The following is a 17650-nucleotide window of genomic DNA, read 5'->3' as shown; positions in this document are numbered from 1 at the left end:
AGAGTGTGATCGATCGACACGATTGCCGGATGGCCAGGGGGGGCTCATGGGCGACAGGCGATGGACGATGACGGTGGGCAAGGGGTTGGTGCTGGTGGCGGCCTTGTTGGTCGCGCTGAACGTGCGCGATCTTGCCGCCATGGCAGGCATCAGGATTCCGGGGTTGCCCTTGCCGGCCTATGCCGGTTCCAGCATGGACAACCTGCTGTCCGTCCTGCTGGTACTGGTGGTATTGCTCGCCTTGCGCCCGCGCAAGCCGCACCGGCCAATGACGCGGCTGCTGGGGTTGGGCGTCAATGGCTGGAAAGCGCCGCTGCTGGTGCTGCTGGCAACGCTGCCGTTCTGGATCGGTTGCGCCTTCCTCGGCAAGCCGCAGAACGCCATCGACTGGCGCGACATCCTGTTCACCGCCTTGCTGTTTCCACTGGCCGAAGAGCTGGTGTTTCGCGGCTTCGGCTTCGTGTTTCCGCGCAAGGCCCTCGGCTGGCGCATGGCGCCGGCGGTGCTGATCCAGGCCGCGGTGTTCGGCTGGGTGCACTGGCTGGGCATGCGGGAGAGTGACCTGGCCGTGCAGGTCTTCATCATCACCTTCCTCGGTGGCATCGTGTTCGCCGCGCTGGACGCGATGGACGGCTATGCGCTGTGGTGCGGATGGGTGTTCCACGTATCGCTCAACGCCGCCTGGGATGTCTTTGATGTCGCCCCGTCGGCGGCGACAGGGTGGCAGGGCAATGGACTGCGACTGCTATGCGCGGCACTGGCCATGGGTGCCGTGTGGTCGGTGCGGCGCCCGACGAGTTCGTTGGCGCGTGATGCCGCGCCGATCCGCGCGATGCGCTGAGATGGATTCAAGGAACCGGACGATGTCGGGGGAGATGTCATGAGCACACTCAAGCGCGACGCACGCATGGCCGGCCTGATTTATCTGGCCCTGACCCTGGTGGCGCCGTTCCGCCTGATCTACATCCCGGGCGCCTTGTTCGTCCATGGCGATCCGGCGGCTACCGCCCACAACATCGGGACGCACGAGTTGCTGTTCCGGCTTGGCATCTTTGGCGACCTGCTTACTGGCGTCATCAGCCTGTTCCTCACCTTCACCCTGTACCACCTGTTCAAGGGCGTCGACAAAAAGCTGGCCATGCTGATGTTCGTGCTCGGATTCATGGATACGCCGCTGTACTTCTTCAACACCATCAACGATATCGGCGCGCTGCTCGCAGTGAGCGGCAGCGATTTTCTCGCCTCGTTCGACCCGGCGCAGCGCGAAGGCCTGGCTATGCTGTTCCTGCGCATGCACGGCGCGGCGATTTCGTGTGCGGAGATGTTCTGGGGTTTGTGGTTGTTCCCGCTGGCCTTGCTGGTGATCCGTTCGTGCTTCCTGCCGCGTTTCCTTGGTGTGTGGCTGATCCTCAACGGCCTGGCCTATCTGGCGCTGTGCCTGTCGGGCGTGGTGTTTCCCCAGGTCGAGGACACCATCAGCAATATCGCCTTTCCGCTGCAACTGGGCGAGGTGGCCTTCGTGCTCTGGCTGGTCATCATGGGTGCCCGTCCGCGTGGCGGGGCCATGCCTGCGCCGGTGGGCGGCTAGGGGTTGCACATTTTTGTCGGCACGTGACCCTGTCTTACGGCACTGGTGACCCCGGCCGGGTTGCCGCATCTATGGCGTTTCGCCCGCGCGTCCTGCCGGGCGATTTCCGTGGAAATTTGCGTGAGAGTGCCGATGAGTCCTGATCTGCCTGTTCAAGGTCGTTTCGCCCGTCTGGGGCGTGGAGCTGCGTTGTGTGCGGCGGTGTTTGTGCTGGGCGTGGCGATGTCGCCCTGGGCGGCTCATGCGGCCGAGGGCAAGGACGCCAAGCCGGCGGCCGAGGCCGGCGACAAGAAGCCCGAGGGCGACCTGCCGCCGCTGCCGGCCGACAAGACCATCAAGCAGAGCGTCCGCGTCGGCGGCCGCACGGTGTCCTACGAGGCCACCGTGGGCACCATCCCGGTGCGTGATGCCAAGGGCAAGAAGATCGCCGAGGTGGTCTACACCTCGTACGTGGTGCCGGGCAATGATCCGCATCGCCCGGTGACGTTCGCCTTCAATGGCGGCCCGGGTGCCTCGTCGGTCTACCTCAACATGGGCGCCATCGGTCCCAAGCGCATCCAGTTCGGCGTGGATGGCGATGCACCGTCGGATGCGGCCGTCACCAAGGACAACCCGAACACCTGGCTCGACATGAGCGACCTGGTGTTCATCGACCCGGTGGGCACGGGTTTCTCGCGTTCGCTGGAAGACGACGAGCACACCAAGAAGGACTTCTACGCCACCGAGGCCGACATCAAGTACCTGTCGCGCGTGGTGTACGACTGGCTGGTCAAGCATGGTCGCCTGCGCGCGCCCAAGTACGTGATGGGCGAGAGCTACGGTGGCTACCGCGCGCCGCGCATCGGCTATGAGCTGCAGACGCGCATGGGCGTGGGCGTGAACGGCCTGGTGATGGTGTCGCCGTATCTCGATCCGGCCGCCATCGGTGATGGCGATGCGCTGTCGCCGCTGCCGTGGATGATCAACCTGCCGTCGATGACGGCTGCCCATCTGGAAGCCCAGGGCAGGCTGACGCCGGCTGCGATGGACGACGTGGAGAAGTACGTCCGCACGCAGTTCGTCACCGATTTCCTGGCCGGGCGCTCGGACCCGGGCGCGATCGGCCGCATGGTGCAGAAGGTGTCGGCTTATACCGGCATCGATCCGGCCGTGGTATCGCGACTGGATGGTCGCCTGGACATCGGCACCTACCTGCGCGAAGTGCATCGCAACGAGAAGAAGATCGGCAGCGTGTACGACTCCAACGTGACCGCGTTCGATCCGTTCCCGGGTTCGGCCGAGCGTCAGTCGGGCGACCCGATCCTTGAAGCGCTGCTCGCGCCCACCACCAGTGCCATGGTGGATTTCGTGACGCGCGAAGTGGGCTGGAAGACGGACGCGCATTACGAAGCGCTGTCCTACACCGTCAACAAGGAATGGGAGCGCGGCAACGCGGACGACAAGCCGGTAGCTGACCTGCGCAAGGCGATCGGAAACGATCCGAACATGAAGGTGCTGATCGTGCACGGCTATAACGACCTGTCGTGCCCGTTCTACACCTCGCGCCTGATCATCGACCAGATGCCGACGTTCGGTCAGTCGCAGCGCGTGAAGCTGGCCGTCTATCCGGGTGGCCATATGTTCTACAGCCGTCCGGGCAGTGCCCAATCGTTCAAGGCGGATGCCGCGGCGTTGTACGGCTCGAAGTAAACGCACCATTCGTGTGACATGAAAAGGCCGCGCCATGTGCGCGGCCTTTTTCTTTTGGTGTGGCGAGACTTACTGCTTGATCTCGTCCGGCGAGCGCACCTGGTAGCCCAGTGACTTGAGTCGCGCCAGGTAGCCGTCCGTCGACATAATCTGGTCCATCGAAAGGATGGCCACGGTCTGGCGATTGCGCGTAAGCGCCGCCTGCGCCGCCTCGAACCAGGCCTTCTCGATGCGCTGCGGCAGGTCGGGAATGTCCAGCTGATGCTCGAAATCGCCGTTGATCGCCGAAACGATGCAGGGCTCCGAAGTTTGTTGAGGCATCAGCGCCTGCAAGGTCTTCATGTCGCCGGTGGCCCAGGCGTTGGCGCGCTGGGTGAGCTTGGGAAGGTCGTGCTCGACGAGGTTCATGGTTTCGTCGAGGCAGGTGATGCCTTGCTGCTGATCCTGATCGATGCTCTTGCTGGGTGGCGCGCGCGTGATCAGCAGTTCGTAGCGCACGCCGATCACGCGGTTGCCGTGCTTGCGCGCGAGCTTCTCCACCATGGCGGCCACGTCGATGTCGTTGGTGAGGTCGCTGGCGGCCAGCGCCTTCTCGTAAAGCGCCTGTGCCACCACGATGGGGCGCTGGAATTCCAGTGCATTGTCATCGCCCAGGTACTGGTGATTCAGTGCGCGCCAACGCTGGTACATATCGGGCGGCAACAGGCGCTGCAAGGTGCCGCCACCGGGGTTGAGCTTGGCCGACGGCTGCAGCGCCAGTCGCGAGAACAGCCCCGACGGCATCTTCAGGCGTGCGGAAGGAGCCTCCAGCAATTCGGTGGAGCGCTCCAGCACGTGTTCCAGCTGCGGCCATTGCCATTCGGCATGTCGCGGCAACGGCGCCAGCGTGCCGATGATCCATAGCACGTGGTCGGCCTTGCGGACTTCCCACAAGGCGGGGCCGGGCTGTTCGCCGCGCACCGTAACCGTCTGTAGCTGGATCGCCTGCGCTGGCGTGCTGGAGGGCGGGGCAGGCGGAACGGGCGCATTCTGCGCCCATGGGGCCGTCGAAAAGATCAGTGCTCCCAGCGTAAGGGCAATCTTTGCGCGCATCTGGCTGGCTCCTTGAAGAGACGCGACGGCTCATCACCCGCCTTGGCGGGTTTTCAGATTGAACAATAGCCGGGGCCGCGATGCCAGGCGCGGCGTGTGAAGACCACCATGCAACCGATCCGGGGCGACCGTACGCTTGCGCCCCGGTGGCTTCAACGCTCAGAACACCTGGCGGAGGACAATGTACAGGCCGCCGGCGAGCAGGATCGACGCGGGCAGGGTCAGTACCCAGGCCATCAGCAGGTTGCGCACCGTCGCCCACTGCAGGCCCGACCCGTTGGCCGCCATGGTGCCGGCCACGCCCGAGGTGAGCACATGGGTGGTGCTGACGGGCAGGTGATACATGTCGGCCGCCTGGATCAGGCTCATGGCCACCAGTTCGGCCGAGGCGCCCTGCGCATAGGTCAGGTGCTCCTTGCCGATCTTGTCGCCCACCGTGACCACGATGCGCTTCCAGCCCACCATGGTGCCCAGCCCCAACGCCAGCGCCACGGCCACCTTCACCCACGGCGGGATGAACTGGATGGCCTGCGTGCCCAGGCCGCGCCAGCTGGTGAGCGTGGCGGTCTGGTCCTTGTCGAGTCCGGGTTGTGCGAGCAGCAGGGGAATGGCCGCGTTGGCCAGGTAGATGTCGTTGCGCACGTTGCCCATCTGCTCCGGTGGCACTGATTTGAGCGACGGGCGATTGCCGACTTCGTGATCGATCTGGCCGATCAGCTGGGCAAGTGCCGGGGCCGTCGAGGGCTGCGCCGTGCGCTGCTGCACGGCGGTGGTCACGGCCGCGCGCGGATCGCCCTCGAACACCATCGTGCCCGCCACGCTGCCGAGCACGCGCTGCGCGTCGACCGACACCTGGTGGAAGGTTTTCACCTGGCCACCGGACACGGCGCCATTCAAAGCGTAAGCCGTCGGTACGGTACCAATGAGGATGAGCATGATCAGGCCCATGCCTTTCTGGCCGTCGTTGGAGCCATGGCTGAAGCTCACGCCGGTGCAGGTGAGCACCAGTAGTGCGCGGATCGGCCACGGCGGCGGCTTCTTGCCTTCCGGCGCGCGGTACAGCGCGGGAATCTTCACCAGATGCTTGAGCAACAGCATCAGCAGCCCGGCCAGCAGGAAGCCGGCGATGGGCGAGAAGATCAGGCCGCGAAACACACCCATGGCCGCATCCCAGTTCACGCCGCTGGTGCCGCTGCGCGTGGAGATGAGCTGGTTGGCAAGGCCCACGCCGATGATCGAGCCGATCAGCGTGTGCGACGACGAGTTGGGCAGGCCGAAATACCAGGTGCCGAGATTCCACACGATGGCGGCAATCAGCAGGGCGAACACCATGGCGAAGCCCGCCTGTCCACCGACCTGCAGGATCAATTCCACCGGCAGCAGCGATACCACGGTGAAGGCCACGGCGCCCGAGGACATCAACACGCCAAGGAAATTGAAGGCACCCGACCATATCACCGCCAGGTTGGCCGGCATGGAGTTGGTGTAGATCACCGTGGCCACCGCATTGGCGGTGTCGTGGAAGCCGTTGACGAACTCGAAGCCCAGCGCAATCAGCAGGGCAACGCCAAGCAGGATGAAGGGGGCCAGCGATTGGGCGTGGACCGTGGAAAGATCCTGCACCAGATGCATGCCGGCGTAGCCTGCGCCGATGAGCAGGATCACCGTGAACAGCACGGCGAAGATGAGACCGGAACCCTGACGAGGTGGTGCGGTGGAGACGACAGCGGCTTCGGTCTGCATGACATGCCCTCTTGGTCGGTCTCGCGCAAGCTAAACACTGGCGCAAGACAGAGAGGTGACAGCCAGCGGGCGGTCCGCCAGGGTCGCTTCGTTGCCGATGCGCCGTGGCGGCTGGCCGGTCAGTGGTCCAATCAGCGCTCCTTCATCACCATCAGGCGCAGTTCCGTCATGTCCTCGATGGCCCAGCGCACCCCTTCGCGACCGATGCCGGACAACTTCACGCCGCCATAGGGCATGTTGTCGACACGGAAGCTCGGCACGTCATTGACCACCACGCCACCTTGATCCAGTTCGTTCCATGCGCGCATGGCGTTGGTCAGGCTGTCGGTGAAAATGCCCGCCTGCAGGCCGTAGTCGGAGTCGTTGACCATGTCGGCGACTTCGTCGAAGGTGCGGAACTTCGTCAGCAGCGCAAACGGACCGAAGGCTTCCTGCCGGTGCGCCTTGGCGCTGGTCGGCACGTTCTCCATCAGGGTGGCTTCCAGCATGGCGCCGTTGCGCTTGCCGCCGCACAACACCTTGCCACCGGCCTTGCGTGCTTCCTCAATCCAGCCGTGCAGGCGTTCGGCCGCGGCTTCGTCGATCATGGGGCCAAGGAAAGTGTCCTTCTTCTTCGGATCACCGGCCTTGAGTTTCTTTACTGCGGCCACGAGGCGCTTCCTGAGTTCGTCATAGAGCGACTCGTGGATGTAGATGCGCTGCACGCTGATGCAGCTCTGGCCGGACTGATAGAACGCGCCGAACACCAGCCGGTCGACCACGTGATCCAGGTGCGGTGCCTGGTCCGCGTCGATGATGCATGCGGCGTTGCCGCCCAGTTCCAGCGTCACCTTCTTGTGGCCGGCGCGCGCTTTCAGGTCCCAGCCGATCTGGCTGCCGGTGAAGGACAGCAGCTTGAAGCGCGGATCTTCCACCAGTGGGCCGGCGTGCTTGCCGTCGAGGTTGAGGATGGAGAACGCGCCCTTGGGCAGGTCCGTTTCCGCCAGTACCTCGCCGATGATGAGCGCGCCAATGGGTGTGCGCTCGGCCGGTTTCAGCACGAACGGGCAGCCGGCTGCGATGGCGGGTGCCACCTTGTGCGCCACCAGGTTGAGCGGGAAGTTGAATGGCGTGATGAACGACACAGGGCCCAGCGGCACGCGCTTGGTGTAGCCGTGGTAACCGTCCAGGCGGCGCGCGATATCAAGGTTGATCGTCTCGCCGTTGATGCGCACGGCTTCTTCGGCGGCGATGGTGAAGGTCTCGATCAGGCGCGTGACTTCGCCATCCGAATCCTTGATCGGCTTGCCGGCCTCGACGCAGAGCGCATAGGCCAGTTCCTCGCGCCGCTCGGCGAAACGCTGCGCGCAATGCTGCAGCACCTTCTGTCGCGCCCAGGGCTTGAACTCGCGCATGGGGCCGGCCGCCTTCACGGCGGCGGCGATGGCTTTCTCGGTGGCCTTGGCGTCGGGTACGGCCACGCGGGTGGCGACCTTGCCGCTGTACTTGTCCAGCACGTCCATCATTTCCTTGGACGTCTGCGGCTGGTTGGCGAGGTAATACGGGTAACTCTTGGCAAGCATGGATGACTCCGGCGTGGATCGGGCTTCAGGCGTCAGACGGCGGCGCTGAGGCGCGGGATGTCTTCGTTGAGGATGCGGTGGTTGTCCGAGTAGTCGATGGCCAGGTCGATAAGGTGCACGCCGCCGGCATTGAACGCGCGTTCCAGCGTAGGCAGGAATTCGTCGGCACTGCCGGGGCGATGTCCGTGCGCGCCGTGGGCTTGGGCAAACGCCACGAAATCGGGGTTGCCAAACACCATGCCGTAATCGGGATAGCCCATTTCGCCCTGTTTCCAGCGGATCATGCCGTAGGCATCGTCGCGCAACAGCAGGATCACCAGGTCCATCTTCAGGCGCACGGCTGTTTCCAGCTCCTGCGCATTCATCATGAAGCCGCCGTCGCCGCAGATGGCGAGCACCTTGCGGTCCGGGTAAACCATTTTGGCGGCCATGGCCGAGGGCAGGCCGGCGCCCATGGTGGCAAGTGCGTTGTCGAGCAGCACCGTGTTCGGCTGGCGTGCGCGGTAGTAGCGCGCATACCAGATCTTGTACATGCCGTTATCCAGGCAGAGCACGCCATCGTCGGGCATGAAACGGCGCGTGTCGTCCACGATACGCACGGGATGCATGGGGAAGCGGCTGTCGCGTGCGTGGTCGTCCAGTTGTTGGTGGAACGCGTCGCGCACGCGGTCGAAGTAGTGGAAGTTCCAGTGATCCTGCGTCTGCAACGCATCGGTGAGGCGCTCGATGGTGTGGGCAATGTCGCCGACCACTTCGATCTGCGGGAAATACACCGCATCCACTTCGGCACTGGAGAAGTTGATGTGGATGACCGTGCGGCGTCCCTTGCGCATGAAGAACGGCGGTTTCTCCACCACGTCGTGCCCCGCGTTGATGATGACATCCGCCGCATCAATGGCCCGGTGCACGAAGTCGCCATCCGACAAGGCGGCATTGCCCAGCCACAGCGGGTGATCTTCGTCGATCACGCCCTTGCCCATCTGCGTGGTGAAGAACGGAATGCCGAGCTTGTCGATGAAATCGCGCAGCGCAACCGTGGTGCGCTGGCGGTTGGCGGCGGCGCCGATCATCAGGATGGGATGCTTCGCGCGGGTAATGGCCTCGGCAGCCTGCACCAGCGCCGCGTCGTCCGGCGAGGGGCGGCGGGCGTATTCGGTGGGAAGCAGGATGGCATCCTCGACCGTGTCGCGCGCGATGTCTTCGGGCAGTTCCAGGTGCACGGCGCCGGGACGTTCTTCCTCGGCACGCCGGAATGCTTCGCGTACACGCGCGGGTATGGTTGGGGCGGAGACGATCTGGCGCGTGTACTTGGTCAACGGCTGCATCATGTCGACCACGTCGACCAGCTGGAACAGGCCCTGCTTGTGCTCGCGGATGGGTTTCTGCCCGGTGATCATCAGCATGGGCATGGCGCCGAGCTGTGCGTAGGCTGCGGCAGTCACCAGGTTGGTCGCGCCGGGGCCCAGGGTGGAAAGCGCGACGCCGGTTTCGCCGGTGAGTCGCCCCCAGGTGGCGGCCATGAAGCCGGCGGCCTGTTCGTGCCGGGTAAGGACAAGCTTGATGGAGGATTCGCGCAGCGCTTCGACAAAGTCCAGGTTTTCCTCACCCGGTACGCCGAAGATGCTGCGGACGCCTTCGGCTTCCAGGGCTTTCACGAACAGTTGCGCTGCCTTCATGCCACGCTCCTCGGGTCGAAGCGTGAAGAATGCGACAAGAATCGTTGAGGACATGTGAGGCAGCCGGCGTTGGTAGTCACGCTTGCCCGGTGGGAGCGCACCCCGTGCGCGACTAGCCCTTGGGGGCTCTCTTCGCCACCACCAGCGGCAACTCACCATCCGCGAGTCGGGCCCGCACCGCGGCGCCTTCGTTCACGTCGCTCGCTGACCGCAAGACCTTGCCGTCCTGATCGAACAGGATGGAGTAGCCGCGCTCCAGTGTAGCCAGTGGGCTGATGGCATGCAGCGCGCGGCCTGCCTGGCGCAGGTTGAGCTGGTCGCGTTCGAGTTTGCGCTCGATGCCGTGGCGCAATCGCTGCATCAGTTCGGCCGAGCGGCGCTGCAACAGGGTCAGGCGCAGCTTCGGGTGCTGCGAAAGCAGCCGGGCATGCGCGCGTTCGAGCTGGTTGCGTCGCTGCTGTGCCTGTTCGCGCTGCACGCCGAGCAGCCGGCGCTGCAGGTGAGTGAGCCGCTCGCGGTCGCGCGCCAGTCGTGCCTGGGGGCGCTGGGCCTGCAGGCGTGCAAACAGATGATCCACGCGTTGGATGCGCGCCTGCAATCGCCGTTGTTCCAGTGTCACCAGTCGCTGCTGCAACTGCTGCAGGTGGCGGTGCAGGGCACCGGCATCGGGCACCAGCAGTTCCGCGGCCGCCGAAGGCGTGGGCGCGCGCAGGTCGGCAACGAAATCGGCAATGCTGAAGTCGATTTCATGACCCACCGCCGATACCACCGGCACGGCGCTGGCATGAATGGCGCGCGCCACCTGTTCGTCATTGAAGGCCCACAGGTCTTCCAGTGAGCCGCCGCCGCGCGTCAGCAGCAGCACGTCGTAGCGCTTGCTGGCCGATGCCTTGCGCAGCATCTGCACGATGGCGGGCGGCGCTTCGCGCCCCTGCACCGGCACCGGCAACACCTCCACGTCGGCGAGCGGCCAGCGTCGCGACATCACACTGAGCACGTCGCGGACGGCTGCGCCGGTGGCGGAGGTGATCACGCCGATGCGCCGCGCATAACGGGGCAGGGGGCGCTTGCGCGAAGGGTCGAACAAACCCTCGGCATCCAGTCGCGCCTTGAGTTGTTCGAATTCGCGCTGGAGCGCGCCTTCGCCGGCCGGCTCCATCTGTTCGGCCACCAGCTGGAATTCACCGCGTGGCTCGTACAGGCCGACGCGGGCGCGCACCAGCACGTGCATGCCGTCGGCCGGGCGGAACTTCAGCCAGGTGCTCTTGGGGCGGAACATGGCACAACGCACCTGGGCGTTGGCGTCCTTCAGGGTGAAGTAGATGTGCCCCGAGGCCGGGCGGGCGACATTGGAAAGCTCGCCCTCGATCCAGATCAGCGGCAGCGCGTCTTCCAGCAGGTCCCGCACCAGCCGGTTGAGCGAGCTGGGCGTGAGGATCTGGCGCGGCGGTGGGCCGGCCTGGTCGGTGCTGTGGTCGTCTGGCGAGCGCATGAAGGAGCGAGCCTAGCATGAGATCCGTCTGGCGAATGCTGTGATTACATCCGCTTGGCCGATCAAGCGCAGCAGGCGCCTAAGGCATGGTCGCTATCCCCTTGTATTTATTGATGGCGGGCGCTTCAGGTCGGTTCGTCCGGTTCAGCCATGCGTTGCTTGAAGCGCCTCCGCAACCGCCAGGCGCGGATGCCGAAGTTCAGTGCGAACCACAGGGCGAGCACGCCCAGTGGCCAGCCGATGGCGGCAGGCCAGAAGATGGCGACGATGGCCAATACGGTCAATGCCAGCGTGCCGGCGACCAGCGGGCCGGTGTCGGTGTCGCCCAGCACGCGCCGATCGGTCAGCGCTGCGCTTACGCTGTTGGCGATGCGCAGTGCGCCGGCCGCGGCACGCCCGGAACTGCCGCCCATGGGGTGGCTGCGCGGCGTCCGTCCGGCGCTGCTCTCCACGTGATCGGCTTGCCGGCGCCACCGGCCTGGCGTCAGCACGATCTCGGTGGCGCCTTGCAGGTCACGCTCGTACTGCTCGGCAAGTTGTCGTGCGAAGCCGGCGTCTTCCACGGCCACGTCGATCTCGCGATTGTTCAGCCAGCTGGCGATGTTGAGGTTGGACGATCCTACGCGCGCCCAGAGGCCGTCGGCCACGGCGGTCTTGGCGTGCAGCATGGAGCCGTTCCATTCGAACACGCGGATGCCCGCCTTCAGCAAAGGGCGATAGCCGGAGCGCGACATGCCCGCCACCATCGGGATGTCGCTGCTGCCCGGCACCAGCAGGCGCACGTCCACGCCGTCGCGCGCCGCGGCCACCAGTGCCTGCACATACGGCGCCACGCCGACGAAGTAGGCATCGGTGAGCCACAGTGTCTTGCGGGCCATGGCGGCGATCAGCTGGTCCAGGCGATACATGCCCGCCGTGGACGGCTGCGTGGCAATGACGCGCAGCGCCACGTTGCCGGGTTCGCTCTGCAGGGGCTCGACGGAGAACGTGGGAAACGGCGTGCCGATGCTTGCCCAGCTCTCGGTAAAGGCCAGTTCCAGTTCGCTGACCGCCGGGCCGTGCAGTGCCACGCCGGTGTCACGCCAGGGCGCCACGTTCTTCGCGCTGTCGCCCAGCCACTTCTCGCTGATGCAAACCCCGGAGAGGGAGCCGTACACGCCATCCACCACCAGCAGCTTGCGATGGTCGCGGCTGATCCAGCCGAACGGGTGGCCGAGCTGGGGCGGGTTGAATGCGCGCACCTGGCCGCCGGCGGCGCGCAACGGTGCCCAGAAGCGATCGCGTGACTGACCCTTGCAGCCGAGCCAGTCGTAGATCACCGCCACGAATACGCCACGCTGGACACACTCGATCAGCGCCTGCCGAAATTCGCGTCCGACATCGTCGTCGCGAATGATGTAGTTCTCCAGCAGTACACGATGCTTTGCGCCACGGATCGCGGCCAGCCATGCCTCGTAGTGGGCGGCGGCATCGATCAGCAGGTCAGCGCGATTGCCGGCAAGCAGCGGGGCACCGGCAGCGCGGCTCAGAGCTTGTTCGGCGAGCAGGCGGGCATGGAACGGGGCGGCGGGTCGGCTCATGCCTGCAGTGTAGGGCATGCTTCCGGGGCGTCTTCAACCCGTATTCACTTCCTTCATGTCACCAATACGCAACATCGACCCGGCCGTAGCGCTCCATGTCGCCTGAGCAATGTCATACCGATACCGAAACATGTGCGCAGCAGATCGCCGAGCGGATCGGGCCCGAGTTGCGCGTGGCGGCCCCGCTGGGGTTGGGCAAGCCGCATGATCTGCTCAACGCGCTGTATCGCCTGACCAAGGCCGATACCTCACGCTCGCTGTCGCTCTACACCGCCTTGTCGTTGACGCGCCCTCGTCCTGCACCGGGGCTGGAGGAGCGTTTCGTGGCGCCCTTCGCGGAGCGTCACTTCGGCGCCGATGCGGTGGATCCGGAATACGCCATCGACCAGGCCCTCAATCGACTGCCTTCCAACGTGGCGGTGCACGAGTTCTACATGCAGTCGGGTGCCCTGCTGCGTTCGGGCAGTGCGCAGCGCAACTACATCAGCCAGAACTACACCCATGTGGCGCGCGACCTTGCCGTGCAGGACATCAACCTGCTGGTGCAGCTGGTGGCGCGTCGTGAAACAGCCGAAGGCGTGCGTTACAGCCTTTCCTGCAATCCCGACCTGACGCTCGACTTCATCGATCGCGTGGTGCAGTCCGGCAAGCCGAGGCCCTTGTGCGTGGCAGTGGTGCACCCTGATCTGCCGTACATCAGCGGGCACGCGGAGGTGCAGCAGGATTACTTCGACATCGAGCTGTGCACCGACAGGGCGCCGCCACTGTTTGCGGTGCCGAGGCAAGCGATCGACAGCGTGGAGTACGCGCTGGGCATGCATGCCAGCGCGCTGGTGCGCGATGGCGGCTGCCTGCAGATCGGCATCGGCGCCCTGTCCGATGCGTTGGTGTATGGCCTGCGCTGGCGGCAGGAAGACAACACCCAGTGGCGTCGTGCCCTGGTCGCACTCGATCCGCGCGGCAGCACCCATGCACTCGCGGCGCGCATGGGTGGGCTTGCGCCCCTGCGTACCGGCCTCTACGGCGCCAGTGAAATGGTGATGGATGGCTTCATGCACCTGCAGCGCGCGGGCATCCTCAAGCGCCGCGCGTGGGACAGCATGTGGCAGGAGCGCGCCGCCGCGGCCGGGCGCATGCCGCCCGACGCACCGGGCGGGCATTACCTGCGTGGCGCGTTTTTCCTCGGCTCGCGTGAGCTCTACCGGTGGCTGGGTGAGCTGGAAGCGAGCGACCCGGATGCGCTGGACATGTGTCGCGTTTCCAACGTCAACCAGCTCTACGGCGACCACCAGATGCTGGCGTCGCTGCAGCGTCGCGGCGCACGCTTCTTCAATACCTGCATGATGGCGACACTGCTGGGCTCGGCGGTTTCCGACGGGTTGGAAGACGGCAGCGTGGTCAGTGGCGTGGGTGGCCAGTACAACTTCGTGGCGATGGCTCAGGAACTGAGCGAGGGGCGCTCCGTGTTGATGCTGCGCTCTACGCGACAGGGGCGCGGCGGCGTCGAAACCAATATCCGCTGGAACTACGGGCACACCACCATTCCGCGGCACCTGCGTGACCTGTTCGTCACGGAGTACGGTGTGGCGGACCTGCGTGGCAAGACCGACAGCGAGTGCGTCGAGGCCATGCTGTCCATTGCCGATGCCCGCTTCATCGACGCCCTGTGCGCCGAGGCGAAGGCGCATGGCAAGCTGGCAGCGGACTTCCAGGTGCCCGAGCGCTGGCGGAACAATCGTCCGGAGCAGCTGCAGGAGGCGCTGGCGCCCTGGCGTTCCAAGGGGCAGTTGCCGCCGTTTCCGTTCGGCAGCGATTTCACCGAGGTGGAGCAGCGCCTGCTGCCTGCGTTGAACTGGCTGAAGACACGCAGCGTCACCTGGCGGGGCAAGGCGGAAATCGCGCGTGCCGCGCTGGCTCCGGGCGCCCCCGTGAGCGGCGAAGATGAGGCGCTGGAACGAATGGGGCTGGCTCGCCCGGCGAGCATGGTTGACCGCATTCAGCAGCGCCTGCTCAGGGCCGCCCTGCGACAGGCGGCTCCCGGCAGTACGGAGTCAGTGCATCAGCAGTGACAGGCCCTGTTCGCGCAGGGCGGGCAGATCCAGGATGTGCAGGCCCAGGCGATCCGCACGCACCCAGCCGCGCTCACGGAAGCGGCCGAGCAGGCGGCTGATGGTCTCGGTGGTCAACCGCAGGTGGTTGCCGATATCCGCGCGGGACATGGGTAGCAGCAGGTAGTCCGACGGCAGGCCAAGCACCGCGCGGCGGTCGCGCATGTCCACGAGGAATGCGGCGAAGCGCTCTTCCGCCATGTGGTTGCCGCTGCTCAGCTGCAGGCGCGAAATGCGCTGGCTGGCCGACTGCACCAGATGCCACGGCACCTCCGGCTGCTGGGTGGCGACGTGCCGCACTGCCTGGAATGGGAAGCGGCAGAACTGGGTTTTGCCCAGCGCCACCACGGCGTTGTCGTGCACTTCGCGTTCCATCGCGTCCAGGCCGATTATTTCGCCGGGCAGGTGGAAGGCAAGTACCTGTTCGCGCCCGGCGACGTCGACGGCTACCGTCTTGGCCATGCCGGTCTGCACCGCATAGAGCGCCCGGAACGGCGACATGGGGCGGTACAGGTATTCGCCCGTGCGCATGGGGCCGATGCGCTCAGTGATATGGCGCAAGCCCGATAGCTCGGGGCGGTCGTAGCCGCTGGCCTGACAGACGGCGGCATGGCCGCAGCCTGCGCAGGAAGGCGAGGGCGCCATGCGCTGGGCGCCATCCTGGCTGGATCTCTGAAGCATGGGGGCTTTCCTGTTTTATGTGCGTGGGGGACGGTATTCCATGATCCTTCTTCGGGACATAAGAGTGTTCTTATGTGCGGTTTTGCCGCATCGCGTACCCCGCTGCGACGCTTGCTAGGGGAGCGCCCGGTCGTTCGGGTATTCTTTGCCTGTTGCCGTCCCACATCGCGATCCCAATCATGAGCGTCACGACACCGTCCCCACGTCCCGCCCAGCCCGCTCCGCGCCGCCCCAACGTCGGCGTCAAGATCGGCAAGATCACGGTGGGTGGTGGTGCCCCCATCGTGGTGCAGTCGATGACCAACACCGACACCGAGGATCCGGCCAGCACCGCCAAGCAGATTGCCGAGCTGGCCCGTGCGGGCTCCGAGCTGGTGCGCATCACGGTGAACACGCCGGCGGCTGCCGCGGCCGTGCCGCGCATCCGCGACAAGCTGGCCATGATGGGTGTGGACGTGCCGATCATCGGCGACTTCCACTACAACGGCCATCAGCTGCTGGAGGCCGAGCCGGCCTGTGCCGAGGCGCTGGCGAAGTACCGCATCAACCCGGGCAATGTCGGTTTCGGCAAGAAGAAGGACACGCAGTTCGCGTCCATCATCGAGATGGCGCTGCGTTACGAAAAGCCCGTGCGCATCGGCGCCAACTGGGGCTCGCTGGACCAGAGCATGGTCGCCATGCTGATGGACGAGAACCACCAGCGTGCCGAGCCGTGGGATGCCTCCCACGTGGCGCGCGAGGCGTTGATCCGGTCGGCGCTCGATTCGGCCAAACGTGCCGAAGACATCGGGCTGCCGCGTGACCGCATCATCCTTTCGTGCAAGGTGTCCGGCGTGCAGGAGCTGATCGCGGTATACCGCGACATCGCCGCGCGTTGCGACTATGCCCTGCATCTGGGCCTGACCGAGGCCGGCATGGGCTCCAAGGGCATCGCCGCCTCGTCGGCGGCGCTCGCGGTGCTGCTGCAGGAGGGCATTGGCGACACCATCCGCATCTCGCTCACGCCCGAGCCCGGCGCCTCGCGCACCGGTGAAGTCATCGTGGCGCAGGAGCTGCTGCAGACCATGGGCCTGCGCGCGTTCACCCCGCTGGTCACGGCCTGTCCGGGTTGCGGCCGCACCACCAGCGAGTTCTTCCAGGTGCTTGCGCGTACCGTGCAGGACCATGTGCGAGAACAAATGCCGCTGTGGCGCGTGAAGTACGACGGCGTGGAAAACCTCACGCTGGCCGTGATGGGCTGCGTGGTGAACGGGCCGGGCGAATCCAAGCACGCCAACATCGGCATCTCGCTGCCGGGCAATGGCGAGGCACCGTCCGCGCCGGTGTTCATCGACGGACAGAAGGCGATGACGCTGCGTGGCGACAACATTGCCAGCGAGTTCATCGGCATCCTCGACAACTACGTGGCGTCACGTTACGCCAGTCGCGCCGGCTGATTCCTGATGTCGGCCAGCGTGGGCGAGACCCGGATTCTCGACGCCTGGCACGACAACGCGGCGGCATGGGAGCGTGCCGTGCGCGAAGGGCGCATCGAAAGCCGGAAGCTGGTGACCGACCAGGCGGTGATCGATGCCGTGCTGGCACGTTCACCGCGCTCCGTGATCGACGTGGGCTGCGGCGAGGGCTGGCTCGCCCGTGCGCTGGCTGCCGAAGGCGTACCGGTGCTCGGGGTGGATGCCATCCCGGCGCTGGTGGAGGCGGCACGCGCCAAAGGCGGCGGCGAATTCCGCGTGCTGACCTATGACGATCTGGCGGCCGGGGTGCTCGAAGCCCGGGCGGACGTGGTCGTGTGCAATTTTTCCCTGCTTGGCGGCAGCTCAGTCGACGCGTTGCTGGCTGCCGTGCCGCCCTTGCTGGCGCCCGGTGGCGTGCTGGTCGTGCAGACCCTGCACCCGCTGGTGGCGGAGGTGGGCGCCTATGCCGATGGCTGGCGCGAAGGTTCCTGGGTGGGTTGCGGCGAAGGCTTCGGCCAGGCGGCGCCCTGGTATTTCCGCACCCTTGCCGGCTGGGTGGCCAGCTTCGCGACAGCCGGCCTGAGCCTGGAAGAGCTCATCGAACCCATCCACCCTCACACGGGACGCCCGGCCTCCGTTATCTTCATGGCGGGGGCAAGACAGGGGGACGGGGATGAACAGGCATCGCGCCGTAGCATTTCGGGCCATCGTACATAACGAGCAGCGGCCGTGGCTGGTGCCATTGCCGTTCGATCCGGTCAGCCAGTGGTCCACGCCGGCGCGGCCGTTGTGGAAATGCGGGCACGGCCATCGGGTGCGCGGCAGCCTCAACGGCAAGGATTTCCGCGGCGCCGTGGTGGAGCGCTCAGGGGCGTTCTGGCTGCAGCTGGAAGAGTCGTCCGGCGTTGCCGCCGCGGTTGGCCACGACCGCTGGGTTGACGTGTTGATCGAGCCCGAGGACGGTTGATTGTTGCCAACCCCTTGG

At 65.8% G+C, this 17650-nt stretch carries 14 protein-coding genes; 7 read left to right on the top strand and 7 right to left on the bottom strand.

All coding sequences use genetic code 11. The features are described from left to right. Positions 1-46 precede the first annotated feature (46 nt). The 3 genes from H8F01_RS21400 to H8F01_RS21390 all read left to right on the top strand — a co-directional run bounded on the left by H8F01_RS21400 (position 47) and on the right by H8F01_RS21390 (position 3277). Positions 47-841 carry a CPBP family intramembrane glutamic endopeptidase gene (locus H8F01_RS21400; protein WP_187057015.1) on the top strand — a complete coding sequence of 265 codons (795 nt, stop codon included), beginning with the start codon at positions 47-49 and terminating at the stop codon, positions 839-841. 39 nt (positions 842-880) lie between these two features. Next, a complete protein-coding gene (locus tag H8F01_RS21395) occupies positions 881-1588 on the top strand; it encodes a DUF4386 domain-containing protein (protein WP_187057014.1) in 708 nt (235 codons plus the stop codon). Between the two features lie 132 nt (positions 1589-1720). Next, complete coding sequence (locus H8F01_RS21390) at positions 1721-3277, top strand: S10 family peptidase (protein ID WP_238481091.1); 1557 nt, start codon at positions 1721-1723, stop codon at positions 3275-3277. A 69-nt stretch (positions 3278-3346) separates the two neighbouring features. On the opposite strand, the gene H8F01_RS21385 is transcribed toward H8F01_RS21390, so the two are convergent. The 6 genes from H8F01_RS21385 to H8F01_RS21360 form a co-directional block, all read right to left on the bottom strand. Next, positions 3347-4369, bottom strand: coding sequence for a TraB/GumN family protein (locus H8F01_RS21385; protein WP_187057013.1), 1023 nt, complete (start codon positions 4367-4369; stop codon positions 3347-3349). A 159-nt stretch (positions 4370-4528) separates the two neighbouring features. Further along, positions 4529-6112: an inorganic phosphate transporter gene (locus H8F01_RS21380; protein ID WP_187057012.1), complete on the bottom strand. Its 1584-nt coding sequence runs from the start codon at positions 6110-6112 to the stop codon at positions 4529-4531. Positions 6113-6243: 131 nt separating this feature from the next. Further along, positions 6244-7674, bottom strand: a complete 1431-nt coding sequence (locus H8F01_RS21375; protein ID WP_187057011.1) for an aldehyde dehydrogenase family protein — start codon at positions 7672-7674, stop codon at positions 6244-6246. 32 nt (positions 7675-7706) lie between these two features. Next, on the bottom strand, positions 7707-9350 hold the full coding sequence (locus tag H8F01_RS21370; protein WP_187057010.1) for an acetolactate synthase large subunit: 1644 nt from the start codon (positions 9348-9350) through the stop codon (positions 7707-7709). Between the two features lie 112 nt (positions 9351-9462). Further along, on the bottom strand, positions 9463-10842 hold the full coding sequence (gene xseA / locus H8F01_RS21365) for an exodeoxyribonuclease VII large subunit (protein WP_187057009.1): 1380 nt from the start codon (positions 10840-10842) through the stop codon (positions 9463-9465). Between the two features lie 125 nt (positions 10843-10967). Further along, on the bottom strand, positions 10968-12422 hold the full coding sequence (locus H8F01_RS21360; protein ID WP_187057008.1) for a phospholipase D-like domain-containing protein: 1455 nt from the start codon (positions 12420-12422) through the stop codon (positions 10968-10970). Between the two features lie 95 nt (positions 12423-12517). Here H8F01_RS21360 and H8F01_RS21355 point away from each other — a divergent pair, with 95 nt between their 5' ends. Beyond that, positions 12518-14491 carry an acetyl-CoA hydrolase/transferase C-terminal domain-containing protein gene (locus tag H8F01_RS21355; RefSeq protein WP_187057007.1) on the top strand — a complete coding sequence of 658 codons (1974 nt, stop codon included), beginning with the start codon at positions 12518-12520 and terminating at the stop codon, positions 14489-14491. On the opposite strand, the gene H8F01_RS21350 is transcribed toward H8F01_RS21355, so the two are convergent. Next, positions 14474-15211: a Crp/Fnr family transcriptional regulator gene (locus H8F01_RS21350; protein ID WP_187057006.1), complete on the bottom strand. Its 738-nt coding sequence runs from the start codon at positions 15209-15211 to the stop codon at positions 14474-14476. The genes H8F01_RS21355 and H8F01_RS21350 overlap by 18 nt on opposite strands. Before the next feature lie 179 nt (positions 15212-15390). Between H8F01_RS21350 and ispG the strand changes: the two genes are divergently transcribed. From ispG to H8F01_RS21335, 3 genes are read left to right on the top strand one after another with little or no spacing between them, the layout of a single operon-like run. Further along, positions 15391-16647, top strand: a complete 1257-nt coding sequence (gene ispG / locus H8F01_RS21345) for a flavodoxin-dependent (E)-4-hydroxy-3-methylbut-2-enyl-diphosphate synthase (RefSeq protein ID WP_187057005.1) — start codon at positions 15391-15393, stop codon at positions 16645-16647. Between the two features lie 6 nt (positions 16648-16653). Next, positions 16654-17382, top strand: coding sequence for a class I SAM-dependent methyltransferase (locus tag H8F01_RS21340; RefSeq protein ID WP_187057004.1), 729 nt, complete (start codon positions 16654-16656; stop codon positions 17380-17382). Next, positions 17339-17632: a DUF1905 domain-containing protein gene (locus tag H8F01_RS21335; RefSeq protein WP_187059427.1), complete on the top strand. Its 294-nt coding sequence runs from the start codon at positions 17339-17341 to the stop codon at positions 17630-17632. The genes H8F01_RS21340 and H8F01_RS21335 overlap by 44 nt, the downstream gene beginning before the upstream one ends. Positions 17633-17650: the final 18 nt, after the last annotated feature.

It is taken from the genome of Dyella telluris (assembly GCF_014297575.1).
Taxonomy (GTDB): Bacteria; Pseudomonadota; Gammaproteobacteria; order Xanthomonadales; family Rhodanobacteraceae; genus Dyella; species Dyella telluris.
The sequence above is the reverse complement of the archived record's forward strand: the minus strand, read 5'-3'. Positions and strand labels throughout refer to the sequence as shown.